The 19641-nt window shown below is 72.7% G+C and carries 23 protein-coding genes; 17 read left to right on the top strand and 6 right to left on the bottom strand.

The features are described from left to right. Positions 1-185: 185 nt before the first annotated feature. The 9 genes from KBY47_RS04065 (at position 186) to KBY47_RS04025 (ending at position 9208) form a co-directional block, all read left to right on the top strand. Entirely contained in the window at positions 186-971 is a 786-nt protein-coding gene (locus KBY47_RS04065) for an ABC transporter ATP-binding protein (protein ID WP_210919483.1), read from the top strand. Continuing rightward, positions 968-1777, top strand: a complete 810-nt coding sequence (locus KBY47_RS04060; RefSeq protein WP_210919482.1) for an ABC transporter ATP-binding protein — start codon at positions 968-970, stop codon at positions 1775-1777. Before KBY47_RS04065 ends, KBY47_RS04060 begins: the two co-directional genes overlap by 4 nt. Continuing rightward, the gene (locus KBY47_RS04055; protein WP_210919481.1) at positions 1774-2673 is read left to right on the top strand and encodes a branched-chain amino acid ABC transporter permease; all 900 of its coding nucleotides are present in this window, start codon (positions 1774-1776) and stop codon (positions 2671-2673) included. Before KBY47_RS04060 ends, KBY47_RS04055 begins: the two co-directional genes overlap by 4 nt. A gap of 40 nt (positions 2674-2713) precedes the next feature. After that, on the top strand, positions 2714-3793 hold the full coding sequence (locus KBY47_RS04050) for a branched-chain amino acid ABC transporter permease (RefSeq protein ID WP_210919694.1): 1080 nt from the start codon (positions 2714-2716) through the stop codon (positions 3791-3793). Beyond that, entirely contained in the window at positions 3790-5073 is a 1284-nt protein-coding gene (locus KBY47_RS04045; RefSeq protein ID WP_210919480.1) for an ABC transporter substrate-binding protein, read from the top strand. The genes KBY47_RS04050 and KBY47_RS04045 overlap by 4 nt, the downstream gene beginning before the upstream one ends. A 145-nt stretch (positions 5074-5218) precedes the next feature. Beyond that, positions 5219-5647: a hypothetical protein gene (locus KBY47_RS04040; RefSeq protein ID WP_210919479.1), complete on the top strand. Its 429-nt coding sequence runs from the start codon at positions 5219-5221 to the stop codon at positions 5645-5647. A gap of 243 nt (positions 5648-5890) precedes the next feature. Continuing rightward, positions 5891-7288 carry a condensation domain-containing protein gene (locus KBY47_RS04035; RefSeq protein ID WP_210919693.1) on the top strand — a complete coding sequence of 466 codons (1398 nt, stop codon included), beginning with the start codon at positions 5891-5893 and terminating at the stop codon, positions 7286-7288. A 137-nt stretch (positions 7289-7425) separates the two neighbouring features. Beyond that, positions 7426-8283, top strand: coding sequence for an aldo/keto reductase (locus KBY47_RS04030; protein ID WP_210919478.1), 858 nt, complete (start codon positions 7426-7428; stop codon positions 8281-8283). Between the two features lie 106 nt (positions 8284-8389). Beyond that, on the top strand, positions 8390-9208 hold the full coding sequence (locus KBY47_RS04025; RefSeq protein WP_210919477.1) for an SAM-dependent methyltransferase: 819 nt from the start codon (positions 8390-8392) through the stop codon (positions 9206-9208). A gap of 27 nt (positions 9209-9235) precedes the next feature. On the opposite strand, the gene KBY47_RS04020 is transcribed toward KBY47_RS04025, so the two are convergent. Both KBY47_RS04020 and KBY47_RS04015 read right to left on the bottom strand, forming a co-directional pair. Then, positions 9236-10156, bottom strand: a complete 921-nt coding sequence (locus KBY47_RS04020; protein WP_210919476.1) for a helix-turn-helix transcriptional regulator — start codon at positions 10154-10156, stop codon at positions 9236-9238. A gap of 143 nt (positions 10157-10299) precedes the next feature. Next, a complete protein-coding gene (locus tag KBY47_RS04015) occupies positions 10300-10530 on the bottom strand; it encodes a DUF397 domain-containing protein (protein WP_308405033.1) in 231 nt (76 codons plus the stop codon). A 288-nt stretch (positions 10531-10818) separates the two neighbouring features. Here KBY47_RS04015 and KBY47_RS04010 point away from each other — a divergent pair, with 288 nt between their 5' ends. The 4 genes from KBY47_RS04010 to KBY47_RS03995 all read left to right on the top strand — a co-directional run bounded on the left by KBY47_RS04010 (position 10819) and on the right by KBY47_RS03995 (position 14074). Further along, positions 10819-11361 (top strand): hypothetical protein, encoded by a 543-nt coding sequence (locus KBY47_RS04010; protein ID WP_210919475.1) that lies wholly within the window; start codon positions 10819-10821, stop codon positions 11359-11361. Between the two features lie 138 nt (positions 11362-11499). Beyond that, on the top strand, positions 11500-13266 hold the full coding sequence (locus KBY47_RS04005) for an ABC transporter ATP-binding protein (protein ID WP_210919474.1): 1767 nt from the start codon (positions 11500-11502) through the stop codon (positions 13264-13266). Positions 13267-13450: 184 nt separating this feature from the next. Further along, positions 13451-13702, top strand: a complete 252-nt coding sequence (locus KBY47_RS04000) for a DUF5133 domain-containing protein (protein WP_210919473.1) — start codon at positions 13451-13453, stop codon at positions 13700-13702. Between the two features lie 156 nt (positions 13703-13858). After that, a complete protein-coding gene (locus KBY47_RS03995) occupies positions 13859-14074 on the top strand; it encodes a hypothetical protein (protein ID WP_210919472.1) in 216 nt (71 codons plus the stop codon). A gap of 22 nt (positions 14075-14096) precedes the next feature. On the opposite strand, the gene tgmB is transcribed toward KBY47_RS03995, so the two are convergent. The 4 genes from tgmB to KBY47_RS03975 all read right to left on the bottom strand — a co-directional run bounded on the left by tgmB (position 14097) and on the right by KBY47_RS03975 (position 17086). Beyond that, positions 14097-15080 (bottom strand): ATP-grasp ribosomal peptide maturase, encoded by a 984-nt coding sequence (tgmB, locus tag KBY47_RS03990; protein WP_210919471.1) that lies wholly within the window; start codon positions 15078-15080, stop codon positions 14097-14099. A 16-nt stretch (positions 15081-15096) separates the two neighbouring features. Further along, a complete protein-coding gene (tgmA, locus tag KBY47_RS03985) occupies positions 15097-15288 on the bottom strand; it encodes a putative ATP-grasp-modified RiPP (RefSeq protein WP_210919470.1) in 192 nt (63 codons plus the stop codon). A 273-nt stretch (positions 15289-15561) separates the two neighbouring features. Then, positions 15562-15849 (bottom strand): DUF1232 domain-containing protein, encoded by a 288-nt coding sequence (locus KBY47_RS03980; RefSeq protein ID WP_210919469.1) that lies wholly within the window; start codon positions 15847-15849, stop codon positions 15562-15564. Between the two features lie 127 nt (positions 15850-15976). Then, positions 15977-17086 carry a hypothetical protein gene (locus KBY47_RS03975; RefSeq protein WP_210919468.1) on the bottom strand — a complete coding sequence of 370 codons (1110 nt, stop codon included), beginning with the start codon at positions 17084-17086 and terminating at the stop codon, positions 15977-15979. Positions 17087-17376: 290 nt separating this feature from the next. On the opposite strand from KBY47_RS03975, the gene KBY47_RS03970 reads away from it, so the two are divergent. From KBY47_RS03970 to KBY47_RS03955, 4 genes are all read left to right on the top strand, one after another. Next, the gene (locus KBY47_RS03970) at positions 17377-17781 is read left to right on the top strand and encodes a hypothetical protein (RefSeq protein ID WP_210919467.1); all 405 of its coding nucleotides are present in this window, start codon (positions 17377-17379) and stop codon (positions 17779-17781) included. After that, positions 17778-18560, top strand: a complete 783-nt coding sequence (locus KBY47_RS03965; RefSeq protein ID WP_210919466.1) for a hypothetical protein — start codon at positions 17778-17780, stop codon at positions 18558-18560. The genes KBY47_RS03970 and KBY47_RS03965 overlap by 4 nt, the downstream gene beginning before the upstream one ends. A gap of 38 nt (positions 18561-18598) precedes the next feature. Next, complete coding sequence (locus KBY47_RS03960; protein WP_210919465.1) at positions 18599-19108, top strand: roadblock/LC7 domain-containing protein; 510 nt, start codon at positions 18599-18601, stop codon at positions 19106-19108. 91 nt (positions 19109-19199) lie between these two features. Then, on the top strand, positions 19200-19574 hold the full coding sequence (locus tag KBY47_RS03955; protein WP_210919464.1) for a hypothetical protein: 375 nt from the start codon (positions 19200-19202) through the stop codon (positions 19572-19574). The last annotated feature ends 67 nt before the right edge of the window (positions 19575-19641 follow it).

Genomic DNA, 19641 nt, shown 5'->3' with positions numbered 1-19641 from the left:
GGGAAGGTCACGCAGGCCACCGGCATGATCAGGGCCCCTGGGCACCCGCACAACCCGGCCGCAGCCGGGTTGGGAAGGCGCAGCGTCCGGGCGCCGGGGCCTGTTGCCGTGTCCGGCACGCGTGCTGTCGTGTGCATCCCCTTCCCACGATGCGCCGTGCCCCGGCACGGACCCGAGGAGCCGTGATGCCCGAAGCACCACCGGACAGCGAGGCCGCGCTGCACGTCGAGAGCCTCGACGTGGCGTACGGCCGCGCGCTGTCCGCACTCCGTTCCGTGTCCCTGACCGTGCCACCCGGCGGTGTCGTCGCCCTGCTCGGCGCCAACGGGGCCGGGAAGACGACCCTGCTGCGCGCGGTCTCGGGCACACTGCGCCTGCATCGTGGAGCCGTCACGGCCGGCCGGGTCCGCTACGGCGACACCGTCCTCGACGGCCAGGACCCCGTCGCCGCCGTCCGCGCCGGAGTGGTCCAGGTCCCCGAGGGCAGACGGGTGTTCGCCGGGCTCAGCGTCGAGGAGAACCTGCGCGCGGGCGGCCTCGGCCTCGGCCGCCGCGCCCCCGCCCAGGTCAAGGAGGCCCGCGACCGGGTCTTCACGCTCTTCCCCCGGCTCGCCGAACGCACCCGCCAGGCCGCCGGTCTGCTCTCCGGCGGCGAACAGCAGATGCTCGCCATCGGCCGCGCCCTGATGGCCGCGCCCCGGCTGCTGCTGCTCGACGAGCCCTCCCTCGGCCTCGCCCCGCGCATGGTCGACCGGATCGCCGAGGTCATCCGCGAGATCAACGCCCAGGGCACCGCCGTACTGCTCGTCGAACAGAACGCCGGAATGGCGCTGTCGCTCGCCGACCACGCCTACGTCCTGGAGGTCGGCGAGGTCGGACTGTCCGGACCCGCCGACGAACTCGCCCGCACCGACGCGGTGCGCCGCCTCTACCTGGGCGAGACCGCCACCGAAGGTCAGGGGGCCGCGTGACCACCCGCACCACCGCACCACCGCCGCCGCTCCACGTCCGCGACGTCACCGTCCGGTTCGCCGGTCTGACCGCCCTCGACGACGTCTCCTTCACCGTCGCCCCCGGCTCCGTGCACGCCGTGATCGGACCCAACGGGGCGGGCAAGTCCACCTGCTTCAACGTCCTGTCGGGGCTGTACCGGCCCGCCGCCGGCACCGTCCACCTCGGCGACACCGAACTGACCCGGCTCGCCCCGCACAGGATCGCCGGCCTCGGTGTCGCCCGCACCTTCCAGAACATCGTCACCACCCAGGGCACCGTCGCCGACAACCTCATGCTCGGCCGCCACGCCCTGTCCCACGCGGGCTTCACCGCCAGCGCCCTGCGCCTGCCCGCCGCCCGGCGCGAACAGCGCGAGCACCTCGCCCGCGCCCGTGAACTCGCCGAACTCACCGGCCTGGCCGAACACTTCGACGCCCCCGTCGCCGCGCTCTCCTACGGCGACCGCAAACGCGTCGAGTTCGCCCGCGCCCTCTGCCTGGAACCACGTGTGCTGCTCCTCGACGAACCGGTCGCCGGCATGAACGCCGCCGAACGCGTCCGCACCGCCGAGGTCATCCGCACCGTACGAGAGGAACTCGGTCTCTCCGTGCTGCTCGTCGAACACGACATGGGCCTGGTCATGCGCCTCGCCGACGAGGTCACCGTCCTGGACTTCGGCAAGGCCATCGCCCACGGCACCCCCGAAGAGGTCCAGCGCGACCCCGAGGTGCTGCGCGCCTACCTCGGCACCGAGGCGGACGCCACCGGGGAGGACGCGGCATGACCACCTTCGTCGACAACATCCTCAACGGCCTCGCCCTCGGCTCGGTCTATGCCCTGGTCGCCCTCGGCTTCGTCATCATCTTCAAGGCGTCGGGCGTGCTCAACTTCGCCCACGGCTCACTCCTGCTGCTCGGCGGCTACCTCACCGCCGTACTCCACGACGACCTCGGTTTCGCCGGGGCGCTCGCCCTGGCGATCCTGGCCACCGCGACCGTCGCCGGACTCCTCGACCGGTTCGTGCTCCAGCGCACCGGCGGACAGGACGCGCACGCCGCGCACGTCCAGACCATCGTCACCATCGGCATCGACATCGTCCTCGTCACCGACCTGGCCCGGCGCATCGGCGGCGACCTGCTGAGCACCGGCGACCCCTGGGGCGACTCCGTCACCAGCGTCGGGTCGTTCACGGTGGCCGACAGCCGGATCGCCGCGATCGTCGTCTCGGCCGTCGTCATCGCCGGTGTCTTCGCCCTCTTCCGGTACAGCAGCTGGGGCCTGTCGCTGCGCGCGGCGGCCGAGGACGTGGAGGCGGCCGCGCTGATGGGCGTACGGCTGACCCGGGTGCGCACCCTCGCCTGGTGCCTCGCGGGCGGCCTCGCCGCGCTCGCCGCCGTGTTCCTGGTGGCCTTCCCGGCGCCCGGCCTGGAACGCACCACCGGCCAGATCGCCCTCAAGGCGTTCCCCGCCGCGATCCTCGGCGGACTCGCCTCCCCGCCCGGCGCCCTCGCGGGCAGCCTGCTGATCGGTCTGACCGAGGCGCTCGTCGCCGGGTACCAGTCCGAACTGCACGTCCTCGGCGAGGGGTTCGGCGACGTCGCCCCGTACGCCGTGATGGTGCTGGTCCTCCTCGTCCGGCCCACCGGGCTGTTCGGCGCGAAGGGAGCGGCACGTGTCTGACCTCGCCAAGTGGGCCCGCTGGGGCCTGCCCGTGGTGCTGATGTGCGCCCTGCCGTTCTACCTGGACGCCTTCTGGCTGCGGATCGGCCTGTTCGCCATGGCCGCCGCCATCGGCGCCGTCGGCCTCAGCCTGCTCTCCGGCACCGCGGGCCAGCTCTCCCTCGGCCACGCCTTCTTCCTCGCCGTCGGCGCCTACGGGTACGCCTGGCTGGCGGGGGAGCCGGGCCCCGGACTGCCGCCGCTGCTCGCCCTGGTGCTGGCGGTGCTGCTCGCCGGGGTCGCGGGCGGTCTCTTCAGCCCCGTCGCGGGCCGCGTCCGCGGCATCTACCTCGGCGTCGCCACCCTCGCGCTGGTCTTCCTCGGCCACCACGTCCTGCTCACCGCGGACTCCGTCACCGGCGGCTTCAACGGCCGCTCCGTCGCCCCGCTCACCGTCGGCGGGTTCAGCTTCGGCGACGACACCGACCTGACCGTGCTGGGCGTGCCGTTCGGCACCGAGGAACGCCTGTGGTACCTCGGGCTGCTCCTCTTCGCCGTCACCTGCCTCACCGCCCGCGGCATGCTCCGCGGACGGCCCGGCCGCGCCCTGGTCGCCCTGCGCGACAGCGAGACCGCGGCGGCCGTGATGGGCGTCAACGTGGCCCGCTACCGCTCGGCGGCGTTCGTCGTCTCCTCCATGTACGCGGGCCTCGCCGGAGCCCTGCTGGCGCTCGGCTTCCGCCGTATCGTCCCCGACTACTTCGGGCTGGCCCTCTCCGTCGACTACCTCGCCATGATCGTCATCGGCGGGCTCGGCTCCGTCGCCGGAGCCGTGGCGGGAGCGGCCTTCGTCACCGCCCTGCCGCTGCTGATGACCCGCTACGCCGAGCACCTGCCGCTGGTCACCGCCCCCGGCACCGCCGAGGGCGGCGTCGGCCCCACCGAGGCTGCCCGCTACCTCTACGGCGCCGCCATCGTCGTGGTCCTGCTCTACGCCCCCGACGGCCTGCACGGCCTCACCCGGCGCGTCCGCGCCCGCCTCAAGCGCGGGCGCCCCCGTACCCCCGATCCGGACACCACCAGCACCACAGCCACGCTTCCACCCGCCTCAGCCGCACGACCCAAGGAGCACACGCCGTGAACGTCAAGTACCGCAGGCACCGCACCACCTCCAGAGTCCTCCTCGCCTCGGCCCTGTCGGCGCTGCTGTTCGCGGGCACCGCGTGCAGCTCCAAGGCGGACAGCGACGACGCCGCCAGCGGCTCGGACGGCGTGAAGGCCGGACCCGGCGTCACCGACACCACCATCAAGCTGGGCGCCCTCACCGACCTGACCGGCCCCTACGCCACCCTCGGCAAGTCCATCGTGCAGGCCCAGCAGATGTGGGCCGACGAGGTCAACGCCAAGGGCGGCATCTGCGACCGCAAGGTCGAGATCGTCGTCGAGGACCACGGCTACGACGTCCAGAAGGCGGTCACCGCCTACGCCGACATCTCCTCCGACGTCGTGGCGCTGCCGCAGGTCATCGGCTCCCCGGTGGTCGCCGCGCTCATCGACGACATCGAGCGCGACAGCATGCTCACCTTCCCGCAGGCGTGGGCCGCCTCCCTCCTCGGCAAGCAGTCCGTGCAGGTCCTCGGCACCACCTACGACGTCGACATGATCGCCGCCGTGGACTTCCTCACCCGGACCAAGGGCCTGAAGAAGGGCGACTCCGTCGGCCACGTCTACTTCGAGGGCGACTACGGCAGCAACGCCCTGGAAGGCTCCACCTGGGCGGCCGAGAAGGCGGGCCTGAAGATCGTCGACCAGAAGATCAAGGCCACCGACACCGACCTGTCGGCCCAGGTCTCCGCGCTCCGCAAGGCGGGCGTCAAGGCCATCCTCATCAGCGCCGGCCCCGCCCAGACCGCGTCCCTCGCGGGTGTGGCCGCCTCCCGCGGCCTCCAGGTGCCGATCGTCTCCAGCGCCCCCGGCTACGCCCCGCAGCTGATGCAGACGCCCGCCGCGAAGGCCGTGGAGGCCATGGTCTCCATCGTCAGCGCCGCCCCTGCCGTCAGCTCCAACCTGCCCGGCGTCAAGGCGATGGTCGCCGCCTACGAGAAGAAGTACCCCAAGTCCCCGGTCGACTCCGGCGTGCTGTCCGGGTACAACGCGGCCAAGCTGATCGGCTCGGACCTGGAGAACGCCTGCGAGAGCGGCAGCCTCGCCCGTGAGGACGTGGTCAAGGCCCACCGCGCCCAGACCAAGGCCGACACCGGCCTCGGCACCCCGCAGAACTTCTCCGACGTCAACAGCCCGGCCAGCTCCTCCACCTACGTCCTCAAGCCCGACGCCAAGGCCGTGGGCGGCGTCGTCAACCTCGAGGACGCCCACGAGGCCCCCGGCGTCCAGGAGTACCTGAGCGGCAAGGGCGCCTGACACCACCGGGGACCCCCGGCCCGCGCCGCCGACCGCGGGCCGGACCCCCTCCCGAACCGGCTGCCGCCCGGAATCGTTTCCCGGCCGGGCGGCAGTCCTGGCGCGGGGCGCGTTTGCCGTCGGCGCGAGCGGCAACGCGAAGTCCATGAGCCAATCGAACAGCGGCACGAACCAGAACTCCGCATCCAAGCGCAACGCGTCGGACAAGGCCCGGCAGGCCACGGCGAAGGCGACCGCACCCGCGTCGCGGGCGGCGGACAAGGCGGCCGAGAAGTCGGATGACGCGAAGTCAGCGGCCACCAACGCGGCCGAGCGTACGGCCGCCACGGGCACCGCGGTCGTGCACGGCGCGGCCGAACGTGTCCAAGCCGGCCGCCAGGCCGTCATCGCCACCTCGGAACAGGCCGTGGCCCTCGCCAAGACGACATGGACGGCGATCGCCCACCGGAAGGTCCTCGCCGCCGGTGTGGGGGCGGGCCTGTCGGCGCTGGGCGCCACGTCCTATCTCGCGGGCCGCCGTGCGGGGCGCCGCACGCACGGCCCGCTCACCCGTCTCACCGGTGGGCGGATCTGAGGTGAGAGACGGCCCCGCCGCCCCATCGGCGGCCGACGTCCGGCCGGCCCCCCGTTCGACGCGAACGGGGGGCCGGCTTGGTGTTCGGGCGCCGCGGCCGTAGCCCCTGACCGGGGCCGTACGGCGGCACCCGTCGCCTCGGGCGTTTCCTCCCGATCATCCGGATCGTTGGCCTGGTTGTGCCCTAGCCGACCCCTCCCCGTCCCGGCACGCGAGGGCGGGCGAACGGAGTGCCCCGTGCGAATGACCGACCTCCAGCGTTGCGAGATCCGGCCCGGACGTCTTGTGGAGTGGACGCTGCATCCGACCACCGTCGCGGCGGCGACGGCCCTGGGGGAGGACGTGCGCCCTCCCGCGTACGTACAGGAGTCCCATCTTCGAACAGCGCGCGCGGTGCGTGCGGGCGGTCTCTTCGTGCCCACCTGGATCGGTGCGGCGTTCGACGTCCCGGGACCGGTCGACCTCGGGCTGCTCCAGGAGGCGCTGCGGGCCTGGACGCTGCGGCACGAGACACTGCGCAGCGGCTTCAGGTGGGCCGGGGAGGAGATGCGGCGGTTCACGCTGGAGCCGGAGGCGGTCCGGCTGCACCGCGAGGACCGGGGCGAGTTCTCCGACGCGGCGACGCTGGCCCGCTACCTCCAGGACCGCTTCGACGTCGCGGCGGACGCGCTGGGCTGGCCGAACTTCATCTTCGCCGCGGTCGTCCGGGAGGGCGGCGCGAGCGTGTACATGGTCTTCGACCACAGCAACGTCGACGCCTACTCCCTGCACCGCATCCCCGCCGAGATCCTCGAACTGTACGCGGCCGGACGGGAGGGGCGGGCGGTGGCGGGGGCGCCCGCCGCGAGTTACATCGACTTCTGCGCCAGCGAGCGCACGGACGCCGACCGGATCGACGCGACCCACGCCGTCGTGGGGCGCTGGCGGGAGTTCGTCGGCCGGTGCGGGGGGAAACTGCCCAACTTCCCCGTCGACCTCGGCCTCGACGCCGACGGGCCGCTGCCGCCGCAGAAGCTGCTGCGCGAGATGCTGGTGGACGAGGCGGACGCCGCCGCCTTCGAGGCGTACTGCCGGCCGTACGGCGGCAGTCTGGTCGGCGTGCTCGCGGCCACCGCGCTCATCGTGCACGAGCTGACCGGGCAGCCGGTGTACCGCACCGTCGTACCGTTCCACACCAGGATGAAGTCCCGGTGGTCGGACTCGGTGGGCTGGTACGTCGGCGGCGCCCCGATCGAGATCCCGGTGGCCGACGCACCCGACTTCGACAGCGCGCTGAAGCTGGTGCGGGCCGCGCTGCGGGCGAGCCGCCCGCTGGCCCAGATGCCCATCGCACGGGTGCTGCGCCTGCTGGGCTCCGACTTCCGGCCCACCTCTCCCGACCTGTACTCGATCGTCTCCTACGTCGACGCCCGGGGCACCGCGGGGTCCGAGCGGTGGCAGGAGCTGAAGGCGTACGGCCTGATCCGGGTGTCGTACGGCGACCAGGTGTGCGTGTGGACGACCCGGGTCCACGAGGGGTTGCAGTTCGCGAGCCGCTACCCGAGCACCGAGGTCGCCTACCGCAGCATGCGGCTGTACCTCGAACGGCTGCGCGAACACATCCTCTCGGTGGCGCGTGCGGGTATTCAGCTGCGCCGTTGATGAATCCGTTCACCAGCTTCTATTGGACCTCCGGGGCGGCGGCCGTCAGGCTGGATCACGTCCGGTGCCGCCGCCGCACGACGGCGGACCGCCGGACGCCATCGTTCCGCGCGACAGCCCAAAGAGGTCACGAGCCCATGCACACTCGCCGTATCGGTGCCGTCGAGGTCAGCGCGATCGGTCTGGGCGGGATGCCCATGTCCATCGAGGGACGCCCTGACGAGGCCCGCTCCCTCGCCACCATCCACGCCGCCCTGGACGCCGGGGTGACCCTGATCGACACCGCCGACGCCTACCACCGCGACGCCGACGAGGTCGGCCACAACGAGACGCTCATCGCCAGGGCCCTCGCCTCCCACGAGCGCGGCGCGGACGTCCTCGTCGCCACCAAGGGCGGCCATCTGCGGCCCGGCGACGGCAGCTGGACCCTCGACGGCAGCCCCCGCCACCTCAGGCAGGCCTGCGAGGAGTCGCTGCGGCGGCTCGGCGTGGAGGCCATCGGCCTCTACCAGTTCCACCGCCCCGACCCCCGGGTGCCCTACGCGGAGTCCGTCGGCGCCGTGCGCGACCTGCTGGACGAGGGGAAGATCCGGATGGCCGGGATCTCCAACGCGAACCCGGAGCAGATCAAGCTCGCCAACGACATCCTGGACGGGCGTCTGGTCTCCGTGCAGAACCAGTTCTCGCCCGCGTTCCGCAGCAGCGAGCCCGAACTGCGCCTCTGCGACGACCTCGGCATCGCCTTCCTGCCGTGGAGCCCGCTCGGCGGCATCTCCCACGCCGGGGAACTCGGCTCCGCCTACGCGCCCTTCGCCCGCATCGCCGAGGCGCACGGCGTGAGCCCGCAGCGCGTCTGCCTGGCCTGGATGCTCGCCAAGTCGCCGGTGGTCGTGCCCATCCCGGGAGCGAGCAGGCCGGAGACGATCCGGGACTCCGCGGCGGCCCCGGACCTCGTCCTCACCCCCGAGGAGATCGCCGAGCTGGACCAGGCCTGAAAACGGGTCGCCCGTCCGCGGACTGGCATCGGCGAACATCGTCTCTCTAGGATGTATTCCCTGTCACGTCAGTCGAGTTGGCGCTCGGCACAACGCTGGGGGAACGATGCAGACCGACAAGCCGCTGTCCACGGAGATCGACGCCAGCATCCCGACGGCCGCGCGCATGTACGACCACTACCTCGGCGGCAAGGACAACTACGCCGCCGACCGGGCCGCCTGCGAGGAACTCGACAAGGTGGTGCCCAGCACCCGCCGCCTCGCCCTGAACAACCGGCGCTTCCTGCAGCGGGTCGTCAGAACCCTCGCCGAGGAGCACGGCATCCGGCAGTTCCTCGACCACGGCTCCGGCCTGCCCACCCAGGACAACGTCCACCAGGTCGCCCAGCGCATCGACCCCGACTCGCGCGTGGTCTACGTCGACAACGACCCGATGGTGCTCGTCCACGGCCGGGCCCTGCTGGAGCAGGACGAGCGCACGGCCGTGATCCACGCCGACATGCGGGAGACCGAGGGCATCCTCGCGCACCCCGACACCCAGCGCCTGATCGACTTCTCGCAGCCGGTCGCCGTGCTGTTCAACTCGGTTTTCCACTGCATCCCGGACAGTGACACCGACGGTCCGCTCGCGGTCGCGACCCGGGTGCGGGAGCGTCTGGTGCCGGGCAGCGCCATGGTGATGTGCCAGCTGGTCAGCGAGGACCCCGAGGTCCGCGACTTCGTCACCGACTTCATGGACAAGGCCACCCAGGGGCACTGGGGCCGGGTCCGCCAGGAGAAGGACGTGGCCACGCTGTTCGAGGGGCTGGAGATCCTGGAACCGGGACTGGTGGAGGTCTCCACCTGGCGGCCGGACACCGAGGTGGCACCCCGTCAGCTCACCCATGAGTGGATCGAGTTCGGCGGCGTGGGCATCGTCCGCTGACCCGGGCGGCCCGCGGCGGGCCCGGTCCTACGGGGCCGGGTACCGCGCCTGAAGCGTCTCCCGCATCCGGGTCAGCGAGTCACGGGGCGTCAGCGCCTCGTCCGCCAGCCGGTCCAGGACGACCCGGTACTCTTCGGTCTCGTCCTGGTCCTCCAGGAAGTTCGCGCTGCGGATGTGCTCCAGGTACACCACGTCGGGCAGGTCGAGCCCGCCGAAGCGCAGATAGGTGACCGGGATGGCGGGCGCCGACGCGTTCGTCACGTCCAGCGGCACCACCTGCACCGTGACATGGGGGCGGTGGGCCATCTCCACCAGGTGCTCCAACTGCTCCCGCATCACCGCCGTACCGCCGAGGACGCGCAGCAGCACCGACTCGTCGATGATCGCCCACAGTTGCGGCGGGTCCGCCCGGTCCAGCAGCTGGGTGCGCTTGGTGCGCAGCTCCACCCGGCGCCGTACCTCGTGCGCGGGCGCGGTGGGCAGGCCGCGCTCCACCACGGCCTCGGCGTAGCGAGGGGTCTGGAGCAGGCCGGGCACGTACTGGATCTCGAAGGTACGGATCGCCTCGGCGGCCTCCTGCAAGCCGACCAGCCGGTCGAACCACTCCGGCATCAGCCGCTTGTCGTACCGCTGCCACCAGCCGGGTTCGCCGGCCCGCCGCAGCAGCTTCAGCAGCACCGAGACCTCGTACTCGTCGGTGCCGTACAGCTCCAGCAGGGCGCGGACGTCGCTCTCGGAGGGCGGCCTGCGGCCCTTGCCCGCCTCGATGCGGGACAGCTTCGCCGCGCTGAAGCCCAGGGCCCGGGCCGCCTGGTCCTGCGCCAGGCCAGCGTCCTCGCGGAAACCGGCCAACTGCACGCCGACCAGCATCTTGAGCAAAGTCGGCGCCGGTTCCGTACGCGCCAGATAGGGTTCGAGGCGAGAGATGCGCTGCGACTCGGCGGACATCCTGGCTCCCAGCAAACCGGCAGAAGTGACCACCAGATTACCGCAGTCCGCCCCCGTGCACCGCATCTCCCCGACGGGGAAAGCCTCTTGAGACCGCGCACGGCATGAGCCCCGGTGCGCGGTGAGCCCTCGCGCGAGCCGTCTCACACGAGGTGATCGAACTCCCCGTCCTTGGCCCCGGCCAGGAACGCCGCCATCTCCGCGGCCGTGTAGATGAGCGCGGGCCCGTGGGGATCACGGGAGTTGCGCATCGCGACCGCGCCGTCGGTCATCGGGGCGACCTCGACGCAGTTGCCCTCGGCGTTGCTGTGCCGGCTCTTGATCCAGGCCGCGTCCAGCGAACTGGCCCGCACTCCGTTGGGTGTTGGTGACACTGCCGTCTCCTTGCTGTTCTCGCGCTGGCCGGGAGCCGTGCGCCCACCGGGACCCCGGGCGGCTCACGGTGCACGGGCGTCTCCCTCTTCCTACCCCGATCTCGCGCAATTTCTCGTGCAATTGCACGCGGAGGCCTTCGGCATGGATAATGACACAGGCGTCAACCCCCACCTCTACGCCCCCGCCTGACTTGGCATCAGCACCAGGACCCGCGCCCCGCCCCGCGATGACGGACGGCACCGCCGCCCTCATCCCTCGAACCGACCGCCGCGGAAAGGCCCCACGCCATGCGCACCGCTTCGACGCACCAGCCGAGCACCGAGCGCGACCAGCACCGCCAGCCCGCCGACCGTGGGACACCCCCGGAGCCCCTGCGCGGCCTGCGGGACGTGCCCTGGCAGGACATCCGGGACTCCACCGGCCCGGCGACGGCGGTCCCCCTGCTGCTCAACCGGATCGCCTGGGGCAACCCCCAGACGGCCGCCGCCGCAGTCGGCGAACTCCGCGACCGGATCTGCCAGTACGGCTTCGTGGTGGAGCAGGCCACCGCGGCGACGGTCCCCTTCCTCTGGGAACTCGTCCAGCTGCCCCAGGTCACCTGCCGCCCGCAGCTGCTGCGGCTGCTGGCGGGCATCGCCGGTGCCTGCCAGTGGGAACGCACCGCCAGCGCCTACCCCAAGCTCCTCAACCACCCGGAGAACCCGGTCGCCTGGGAGCGCGCCGCCCGCCGGGCCGTGCGCGAGCGGGCCGGGCTCCTGCGCCGACTGCCCCTCGACGACACCGAGCTGGGCCGCGCCACCGCCGAGCTGTCCCGCCAGCTGGAGCGGTAGCGCGCTCCGGTCCGGTCTCACGCCCTGGACGTCCCGGGCGTCCTCCCGCCACCTGGTGTACTCCTCGCCCGCAAGGGAAGGGAAGCGCTTGCTGCCCGCGAGGACGCTTCCGTCAGGGCACTGGGAGGAACACCGCCGATGGCGTCGACGCAGGAGAGACCCCTCGACCACCGCTACCGCGGCGAGCACCCGATACGCACGCTCGCCTATCTGTTCCGCGCCGACCGCCGACGGCTCGCCGCCGCCGTGGTGGTCTTCACCGTCAAGCACAGCCCCGTCTGGCTGCTGCCGCTGATCACCGCGGCCATCATCGACGCCGTCGTCCAGCACCAGCCGGTCAGCAGGCTCTGGACGAGCACCGGCGTCATCATGTTCATCCTGCTCGTCAACTACCCCCTGCACGTGCTCTACGTCCGCCTGCTCTACGGCAGCGTGCGCCGCATGGGCACCGCCCTGCGCTCCGCCCTGTGCACACGGATGCAGCAGCTCTCCATCGGCTACCACTCCCGGGTCAGCGCCGGTGTGCTCCAGGCCAAGGTGGTGCGTGACGTCGAGACGGTCGAACAGATGGTGCAGCAGACCGCCGAGACCGGCCTCGGCGCGGGCACCGTCCTGATCGGCGGACTGGTGATCATCGGCGTGCGCACACCCGAGTTCCTCCCCGTCTTCCTGGTCGTCGTGCCCGCCGCGGCCCTGGTGGTGGCCCGGCTCAGGGCGCGGCTGCGCACCCACAACGAGCACTTCCGGCACGAGGTGGAGACGCTGTCCTCCCGGGTGACCGAGATGACCCGGCTGATCCCCGTCACCCGCGCCCACGGCCTGGAGGGCAAGGCCCTCAACCGCATGGACGGCACCCTGCGCCGCCTGCTCAGCTCCGGAATGCGCCTCGACCTCGTCAACGGCCGCTTCGGCTCGCTGGCCTGGGTGGTGCTCAACGTGGTCGGCGTGCTGGTGCTCGCGGGCGCCGCACTGATCTCGTACTACGACGTCTGGGGCGTCACCGCGGGCGACGTCGTCATGCTCAGCGCCTTCCTGACCACCCTCACCAACTCCGTGACCACGCTGGCGGGACTGGCCCCGGTGATCACCAAGGGCCTGGAGTCGGTCCGTTCGGTCGGCGAGGTGCTCCAGGCGCCCGAACTGGAGGACAACGAGGGCAAGGCCGAACTCACCGCCGTGCGCGGCGCCGTCACCTTCCAGGACGTGGAGTACGCCTACGACGACGGACGGGCCGCCGTACGGGACTTCACCCTCTCCGTCGCGCCCGGCGAGACCGTCGCGCTCGTGGGTGCCTCCGGGGCGGGCAAGTCCACGGTGCTCAACCTCGTCATCGGCTTCATCCGCCCCACCTCGGGCCGTCTGCTGCTGGACGGTACCGACATGAACACCCTGGACCTGCGCACCTACCGGCGGTTCGTCTCCGTCGTGCCCCAGGAGTCCATCCTGTTCGACGGCACGATCCGGGAGAACGTCGCCTACGGCATGGACGACGCCGACGAGGACGCCGTACGGGCCGCGTTGCGGGACGCCAACGCGCTGGAGTTCGTCGACCGGCTGCCCGAAGGGCTGGACACCCTCGTCGGCGAGCGCGGCGCCCGGCTCTCCGGCGGGCAGCGGCAGCGGCTCGCCATCGCCCGCGCGCTGATCCGGGACCCCAAGGTGCTGATCCTGGACGAGGCTACCTCCGCGCTCGACACCCGTTCCGAGGCGCTGGTGCAGCAGGCGCTGGCCCGGCTGCTGCGCGGGCGCACCACGTTCGTGGTCGCCCACCGGCTCTCCACGGTGCGTGGCGCCGACCGGATCGTGGTGATGGGCGACGGCCGGATCCTGGAGACCGGCGGCCACGACGAACTGCTGCGCCGCGGTGGCGCCTACACGGAACTGCACAGCGGGCAGGCCGTCTGAGGCGCCCGGCACCCGTCTCCGGTGTGGGCCGTCGGCGGGGGAGCGGGCCGTCGGCTCAGCGCGTCGCGCTTCTCGGGCGAATGACCCACGGTATTAGGTCACTTGGGAGGAAAGGGCCGGAGGGCAGGAATGTTCCGGTGCTCCCCGGGCACACGCCAGCCGAAGATCGAGAGAGGGGCGCGCCGTGATCATTCCGGACCCGAAGGTCGTCAGGGAACTGCTGACCCGATACGCATCGCTGCGGATCGCGCAGGCAGAGCATGCGGTGCCCGCGGTGGCGCGGGAGTTGGAGGACGTGAGCTACACGCTGTGTGTGATGACGGGCACCAGGGGCATCCGGGAGGCGATCGCCGCCGCGGACGCCCTGCTGCTCGAGGAGGCGCGGCACAAGGAGAAGGAATCGGACGGGGAGGGCGATCTCTCGCTCGCGGTGTGAGACCCGTGCGCCGGTGTGAGGGGCGCGCGCGGAGACGGGTGTGCTCCGGGGCGGCTCCGGCGGTTTGACGCCATCCGCACCGAGGTGTGTCCGGTCGCCTACACTCGGCAGTCATGCCCATGTTCATGGGCCTCCGACTGAAAGGCGCGTTGCCGGGTGTTCCAGGATTCCCCGATCTACGACCGACTCGTGGCGGAACGCGGAGACGTTCCCGCCCACGTACGCAGCGAGGCCGAACGCGTCGGCAGGGAACTGGAGCTGGTCATGCGCCCGCTGCGCGGCCCGGGCACACCGCCCGGCGCGGAGCGGGCTGCCGCCCCGGGCGCGGGCTGGCAGCGCCAGGGGATGCTGCCCGGCCCGCGCCCGCACTGAGCCCGCCGGGGTGGCCGTGCGCTCAGCGCGCCGTGCTGTTCATGTCCTCGGCCCGCGGCGGCCGGTCCCCGGGCGGGCGGGACAGCCACTCGGCGATGGCGGCGGCGATGGGCTGACCGGTCTCCACCTCCACGAAGCCGAACTGCCCGGACTGGTTGCACTCCAGGAACCACCAGAGCCCGTCGCGGTCCTCGACGAAGTCGAAAGCGCCGTACGCCAGTTCGGCCTCCCGCAGGTAGGCGCGCACGGAGTCGGCGATGCGGTGCGGCACCTCGGCCGGGCGCCAGGGCGTGGGGGACCGGTCGAAGCGGACGTCCACCTCCTCGGGGTCGGTGTCCGCGGTCGCGTCCTTGCGGGCGGCCAGCAGCCGCTCACCGACCACGGTGAGCCGGATGTCGGCCCGCTTGGCGATCCGCCGTTGCAGCAGTGTGGGGCCGTAGGCCACCGCGGCGAAGTCCGTGTCCGGCGCCACCCGGCTGGTCGGCACCGCCCGGGGCGGCTCCTGCGGGTGGGCGCCCGAGACCGGCTTGACCACCAGGTCGGGGAAGCGTTCGGCGAACTCGCGGGCGGCTCCCGGGAAGGTGGTGATCAGGGTGGCCGGGACGGGCAGCCCGCTGTGCTGGGCGAGGCGGAGCTGCCAGGGCTTGTGACGGGCCCGGCGGGCGGCGTCGGGATGGTTCATCCAGCGTGCCCCGGAGCTGCGCAGCATGCCGTACAGCGCCTGGGCGGACTCCTCCGTCAGCCACGGCGAGGGCTGGGCGACGCGGGTGGCCGGGGTCCCCGGTCTGCGCACCCAGACCGACCGCAGGCCGTCCATGGTCAACAGACGGCCCGCGGACCAGAGGTGACCGCGGAACGAGCCGTGCACGTACTCGCCCGAGAGGGCCACCCCGCCGGTGAGATCGGCGGGGTCGAGCCGGACCACCGGGACGCCGGACGCGTTCAGGTGGACGACCACCATGTCCGCCGTCACATCCTCCTCGGAGGTCAGGATCAGTACGGTCATCGTCGACTGTCCGTGGTCAGTCGTCGAAGTGCGTCTTCGAACCGGCGGTGGACGTGGTGGTGCCCAGCTCCCTGAGCAGGGCGTGGTCGCTGGCGGCGATACGGCCGTCCATGAGCACGTTCAACTGAAGTCCGGGGTCGTAGGCGTACGGAGTGGTCACGTCCAAGTCCGCCGCCGGGCGTGCGTAGTTGAGCGCGAACGGTTGCATCGTCTCTCCCTCTTCGGTGCTCCCCCGGTCAAGGCGACGGCATGCCGTGTCGTCGCTTGGCCCGCTGGATCTCCAGGCTTTCCATGGACTTATACGAATCGAACGAGTGAATGGTTTCCCTACTCTCCGTAGTCATGGGCGAGTTGGGCCATCTGCAACCTGAGACGGTGGAGCCCCCCTTGTCGGTTGACTGTTTGTGACATGGAGCACTAAGGGGACGTGCGGTTGGTGCGCGGCGCTCACACGGGGTGACGCCCCCCGTGCCCTGAGCGTTCAGACGGCGTCCGTGGGACGCCCGGTGAGCGGGGCGCGCAGGGTGCGCAGGGCCAGGAGCAGTACGCCGACATCGTCCAGATAGACCGGATCGGGCAGCAGATCGGTGGGCAGCAGGAAGTACAGGACCGCGCCCCAGAACACCCAGCGCGGTCCGGTCGGCAGCCCGGCCCGCCGCAGTACGCGCCGCGCCCGCACCAGGCGTACCAGGAGGGCCACGGCGGCCACGAGCAGAAGCGTCGCGAGGACCAGAGCGACGACGACGAGCACTACGGTGGTCGAATCCACGGGCCCTCCTCAGTCCGGTGTCCGCTCGACGCGGGCCCCGTCTTTGTGGATTCCCGGATACGGCCCTGGTATGGCCGACGGAATACGGCCACCCACCCGAACGGGTGTATGTCCCCCGTCCACGGGGCTACTTGGGCGCCGCCCCGTCGTCGGTGCCGGGCGTGGCACGCTGCCCCTTGGGCCCGCCCCTGAGCCGCTCGAAGGTGCGGGTCAGCTGCTGGAGCGGGGAGGAGGGCTGGGCGTCGGGCCGCGGCTGCTCCGGGGCGGGCGCGGAACCGTCGCGGTAGGCGGCGAGCGCCTCATGGGCCCGTTCGGCGGCCTCCCGGTACAGGTCCCGGGACTTGGTCATCGCCTCCAGCGCCTCGGCGTACATGGCCACCAGCCGCCGCTCGCGGGCCAGCTCCTCCTCCAGCGTGAGCAGGTGCCAGTCCTCGCGCAGCGCGGTGACCGCGGCCTCGGCGCCCTCGGGCAGCGGCCTCGGCAGGGCGGCGAAGCGCGTGACGGCGTCGATCAGTTCGGTGGGTTCGGAGCCGTCCAGGAAGACCGTACGTACGGCGTAGTCCTCGGCGGTCCAACCGGTCGGGGCGGGGTCGCCCGGGAGTACTACGGCACCACCGCGCGGGACCTGGACACCGGACTCCCGCAGCGCCCAGTTCACCGGGCGGAGCTGATGGGGCGCCGCGCGGTGCTCGACCACCCGGTGCGCGAGGCCCGGCGGCAGCACGGCGGCCAGCGGACGGCGGCCCCGCTCGTCCGGGGTCATCGCCTCGTGGACGACGACGTGCACCGTCCAGGTGGCGCGGCTCGCGCCCCGCAGCAGTCGGCGCAGGTCCTTCTCGTCGGAGGGCAGGGGATTGATGTCCCGCAGGCGCAGCCCCGTGCCGGACTCGTGGTCCCAGCCCGCGTCGGCGTCATCCGGCCAGAACACGGTCGCCGGTGAGGGCCAGCGCGGGTCCCAGGCCCGCTCCGCCTCGGCCGCCAGCACCCACTCCCGGTCGTGCACCGACAGCCGGGCGCGCACGGTCACGTCCCCGGAGACCCGCCAGCGGGCCTCGAAGACGTGCGCCCCGTCCGGGTCGGCGCCGGGCGGCTCCAGGTGGCCGTCGATGGTCCCCGAGTCCCTGTGGTGCCGCAGGGCGCGGCGGACGGCGTCGGGTCCGTCGGCGCCGGTGTGACGGCCGCGGGCCAGCCACAGGGTGGGGGCAGTCGGGGGCGGGGTGGCGGCGGGACTCGGCATGGCTCCAGCTGGGAACGGGGGTGTCGGCTGTCAGCCAGTATCGCCGCTCGGGGCGGCCGAGATCACCAGGGGGCACGCGGACCGCGCGGCGGGTCCCGTGCGCCGGGAGCCGCTGTCCGTACGGTGCTCGATCCCGCGACGACCTGCCACGACCCCGCGGCGATCAGAAAGGGACAGGTCCTGGCATATTCCGAACGAAAGTGCCGAAGCGCTCCCCGTAGGTCCGACCGTCCGTAGCGTCGTCGTTCTCGCGTTCGCCGTACGGCCGTACCAGGGGGAGGGAATCCAGCGTGCCCGGAATCGACGAAAGTCTGCTGGACGCCATGCGACTGCCGGGTGCCCGGGGCGCCTCGGTCGTCGACTGGATCAGCGGGCTCGCTCTCGGAGCCGTCGGCGAGGCGCCGGGCGGCGATGGGGAGGTTGCCGCCGCGGAGACCGCCGAGCTGGCCCGGCTCGCCGCGGAGAGCGGTGCCTTCCGGCGGGCCACCGCGGGCGACGCCGCCGAACCCGGCAAGGAACCACCCGTCCAGGACGTGATCATCACCACACCGGACGACTACCACGTCATACGGTTCGTCGTCACCCCGTTCGACAGCAGCGTCGCCCTGCACCTCTGGCTCGGCCGCGCCGAGGGCAACCTCGCTCTCGCCCGGATCCGGCTCGCCGAACTCGCCCAGCGGCTGGTGCTCGGATGACCACCGCCCTCGCCCCCCGGACCACCGCAGCGGCCTCCCTGGGAGCCCTCGCCGAACGGCACGCCACCGGCGTCCTGATCGGGGCCACCGGCACCGTCTACCTCGCCGAGGGCCGCGTCGTGCACGCCGAGTCGCCCGCCGCGCCCGACCTCGGCGCCTTACTCACCCGCAGCGCCGCCGTCGACCCCGACGGCTGGCAGGACGCCCTGGACCGGGCGGGCGCCCGCCGCGGCGTCGGCCGCCACCTCGTCGACAGCGGACGGCTCGCCGCCGGAGCGCTGGAACTGTGCCACCTCGGCGCCCTGTTCGACGCCGCCTACTTCGTCCTCGGGCCCGAGGGGCCGGAACCCCGGTTCCGTCCGGGCGCCGCGCACTGGATCGGCGCCGTCCGCCCCGTACCCGTGGACGTCCTGGTCCGCGAGTGCGCCCGCCGCCGTGCCCTGCTCGACCGGATCTGGCCCCGCCCGGACGTCGACGGCGCCCCGCTCGCCCGGGTCACCGGCGGCCGGGCCCGCGCCCGCACCCTGCCCGGGCGCCGGCGACGGATCCTCGCGGAGATCGACGGTGAGCGTACGGCGGCCCAGATCGCCTCGGCCCTCGGCTGCCGCACCTTCCACACCCTCGTGGAGCTGCGCCGGCTGGCCGCGGACGGACTCGTCACCCCGGTGCCCCGGCGGGCCGCCCCCCAGGCGCCTCCGGCCGACCGGCTCCCGCCACCGGTGGACGACCCCGACACGGCGCTGCTGCGACGGCTTCGAGACGCCTTGGAGGCCCTGTGATCCGCGCGCGACGACAGCGTGCCGAAAGGAGACTGCTCATGGCCGTCGAGGCCGACGTCCTGGACGAACTGCGCCGCCTGCGCTCCCGCCTGCCCCAGCTGACGGGCTCGCTGGCCGCCAGCGTCGACGGCCTCGTCCTGGCCCAGGACACCCCGGGCACCGAACCGGAGGGCCTGGCGGCGCTCACCGCGGCGGCCCTCGGGGTGGCCCAGCGGGTGGCCGACGCCACGGCCCGCGGCGCCTTCCGCGAACTGCTCCTGCGCGGCGCCGACGGCTACGTCGCCACCTATACGGCAGGCCCCTCCGCGGTGCTCACCCTGCTCGCCGACGACCGGGTCAACGTGGGACGGCTGCATCTGGAGGGCCGTCGCAGCGGCGCCCGGATCGGCGAACTCGTCGCCGCCCGCATCGGCCCGTCCGACGACGCCCGGCACACCACCGCCGCCGTCGACGAGCCGGGGCGCCCGATCGGCACCCTCCCCGTCCGCGCCCCCCAGCGGCCCCAGTCCCGGAGCCGGGCCCGGCCGCAGCCCGAGACCGGCGGCTGAGCCCCGCCCCCGACCTCATCTCCCGGCCGCAGGGCCCCCCTCACCGGGGCACCGGCCCGACCATCACCACCGCTCGAAAGGACACCACTCCATGGCCAACCTGGAAACCTCGCTCAAGGAATGCCTCAGCTCCATCGAGGGGGCGAGCGCCGCCGCGCTCGTCGACTACACGAGCGGCATGGCCCTCGGCACCCTCGGCGGCAGCAAGACCTTCGACCTGGACGTCGCCGCCGCCGGGAACACCGACGTCGTACGGTCCAAGCTGCGCACGATGGAACACCTGGGCCTGAAGGAGGAGATCGAGGACATCCTCATCACCCTCAACAGCCAGTACCACCTGATCCGCCTGCTCAAGGGACGCGGCGGTAAGGGCCTGTTCCTCTACCTCGTGCTCGACTCCGGCCGCGCCAACCTGGCGATGGCCCGCCACCAGCTGCGCAAGATCGAGGCCGACCTGGAGGTCTGACCGCGGCACCGGAAAGCGTCCGGTGCGGCCCCCTCGCCGGGGGTCCGCACCGGACGCTTCTCCCTGG

The organism is Streptomyces sp. B93 (genome assembly GCF_018070565.1).
In the GTDB taxonomy this organism is placed as follows: Bacteria; Actinomycetota; Actinomycetes; order Streptomycetales; family Streptomycetaceae; genus Streptomyces.
Note: the sequence above shows the minus strand (reverse complement) of the source record. Positions and strands in the feature narration are given on the sequence as shown.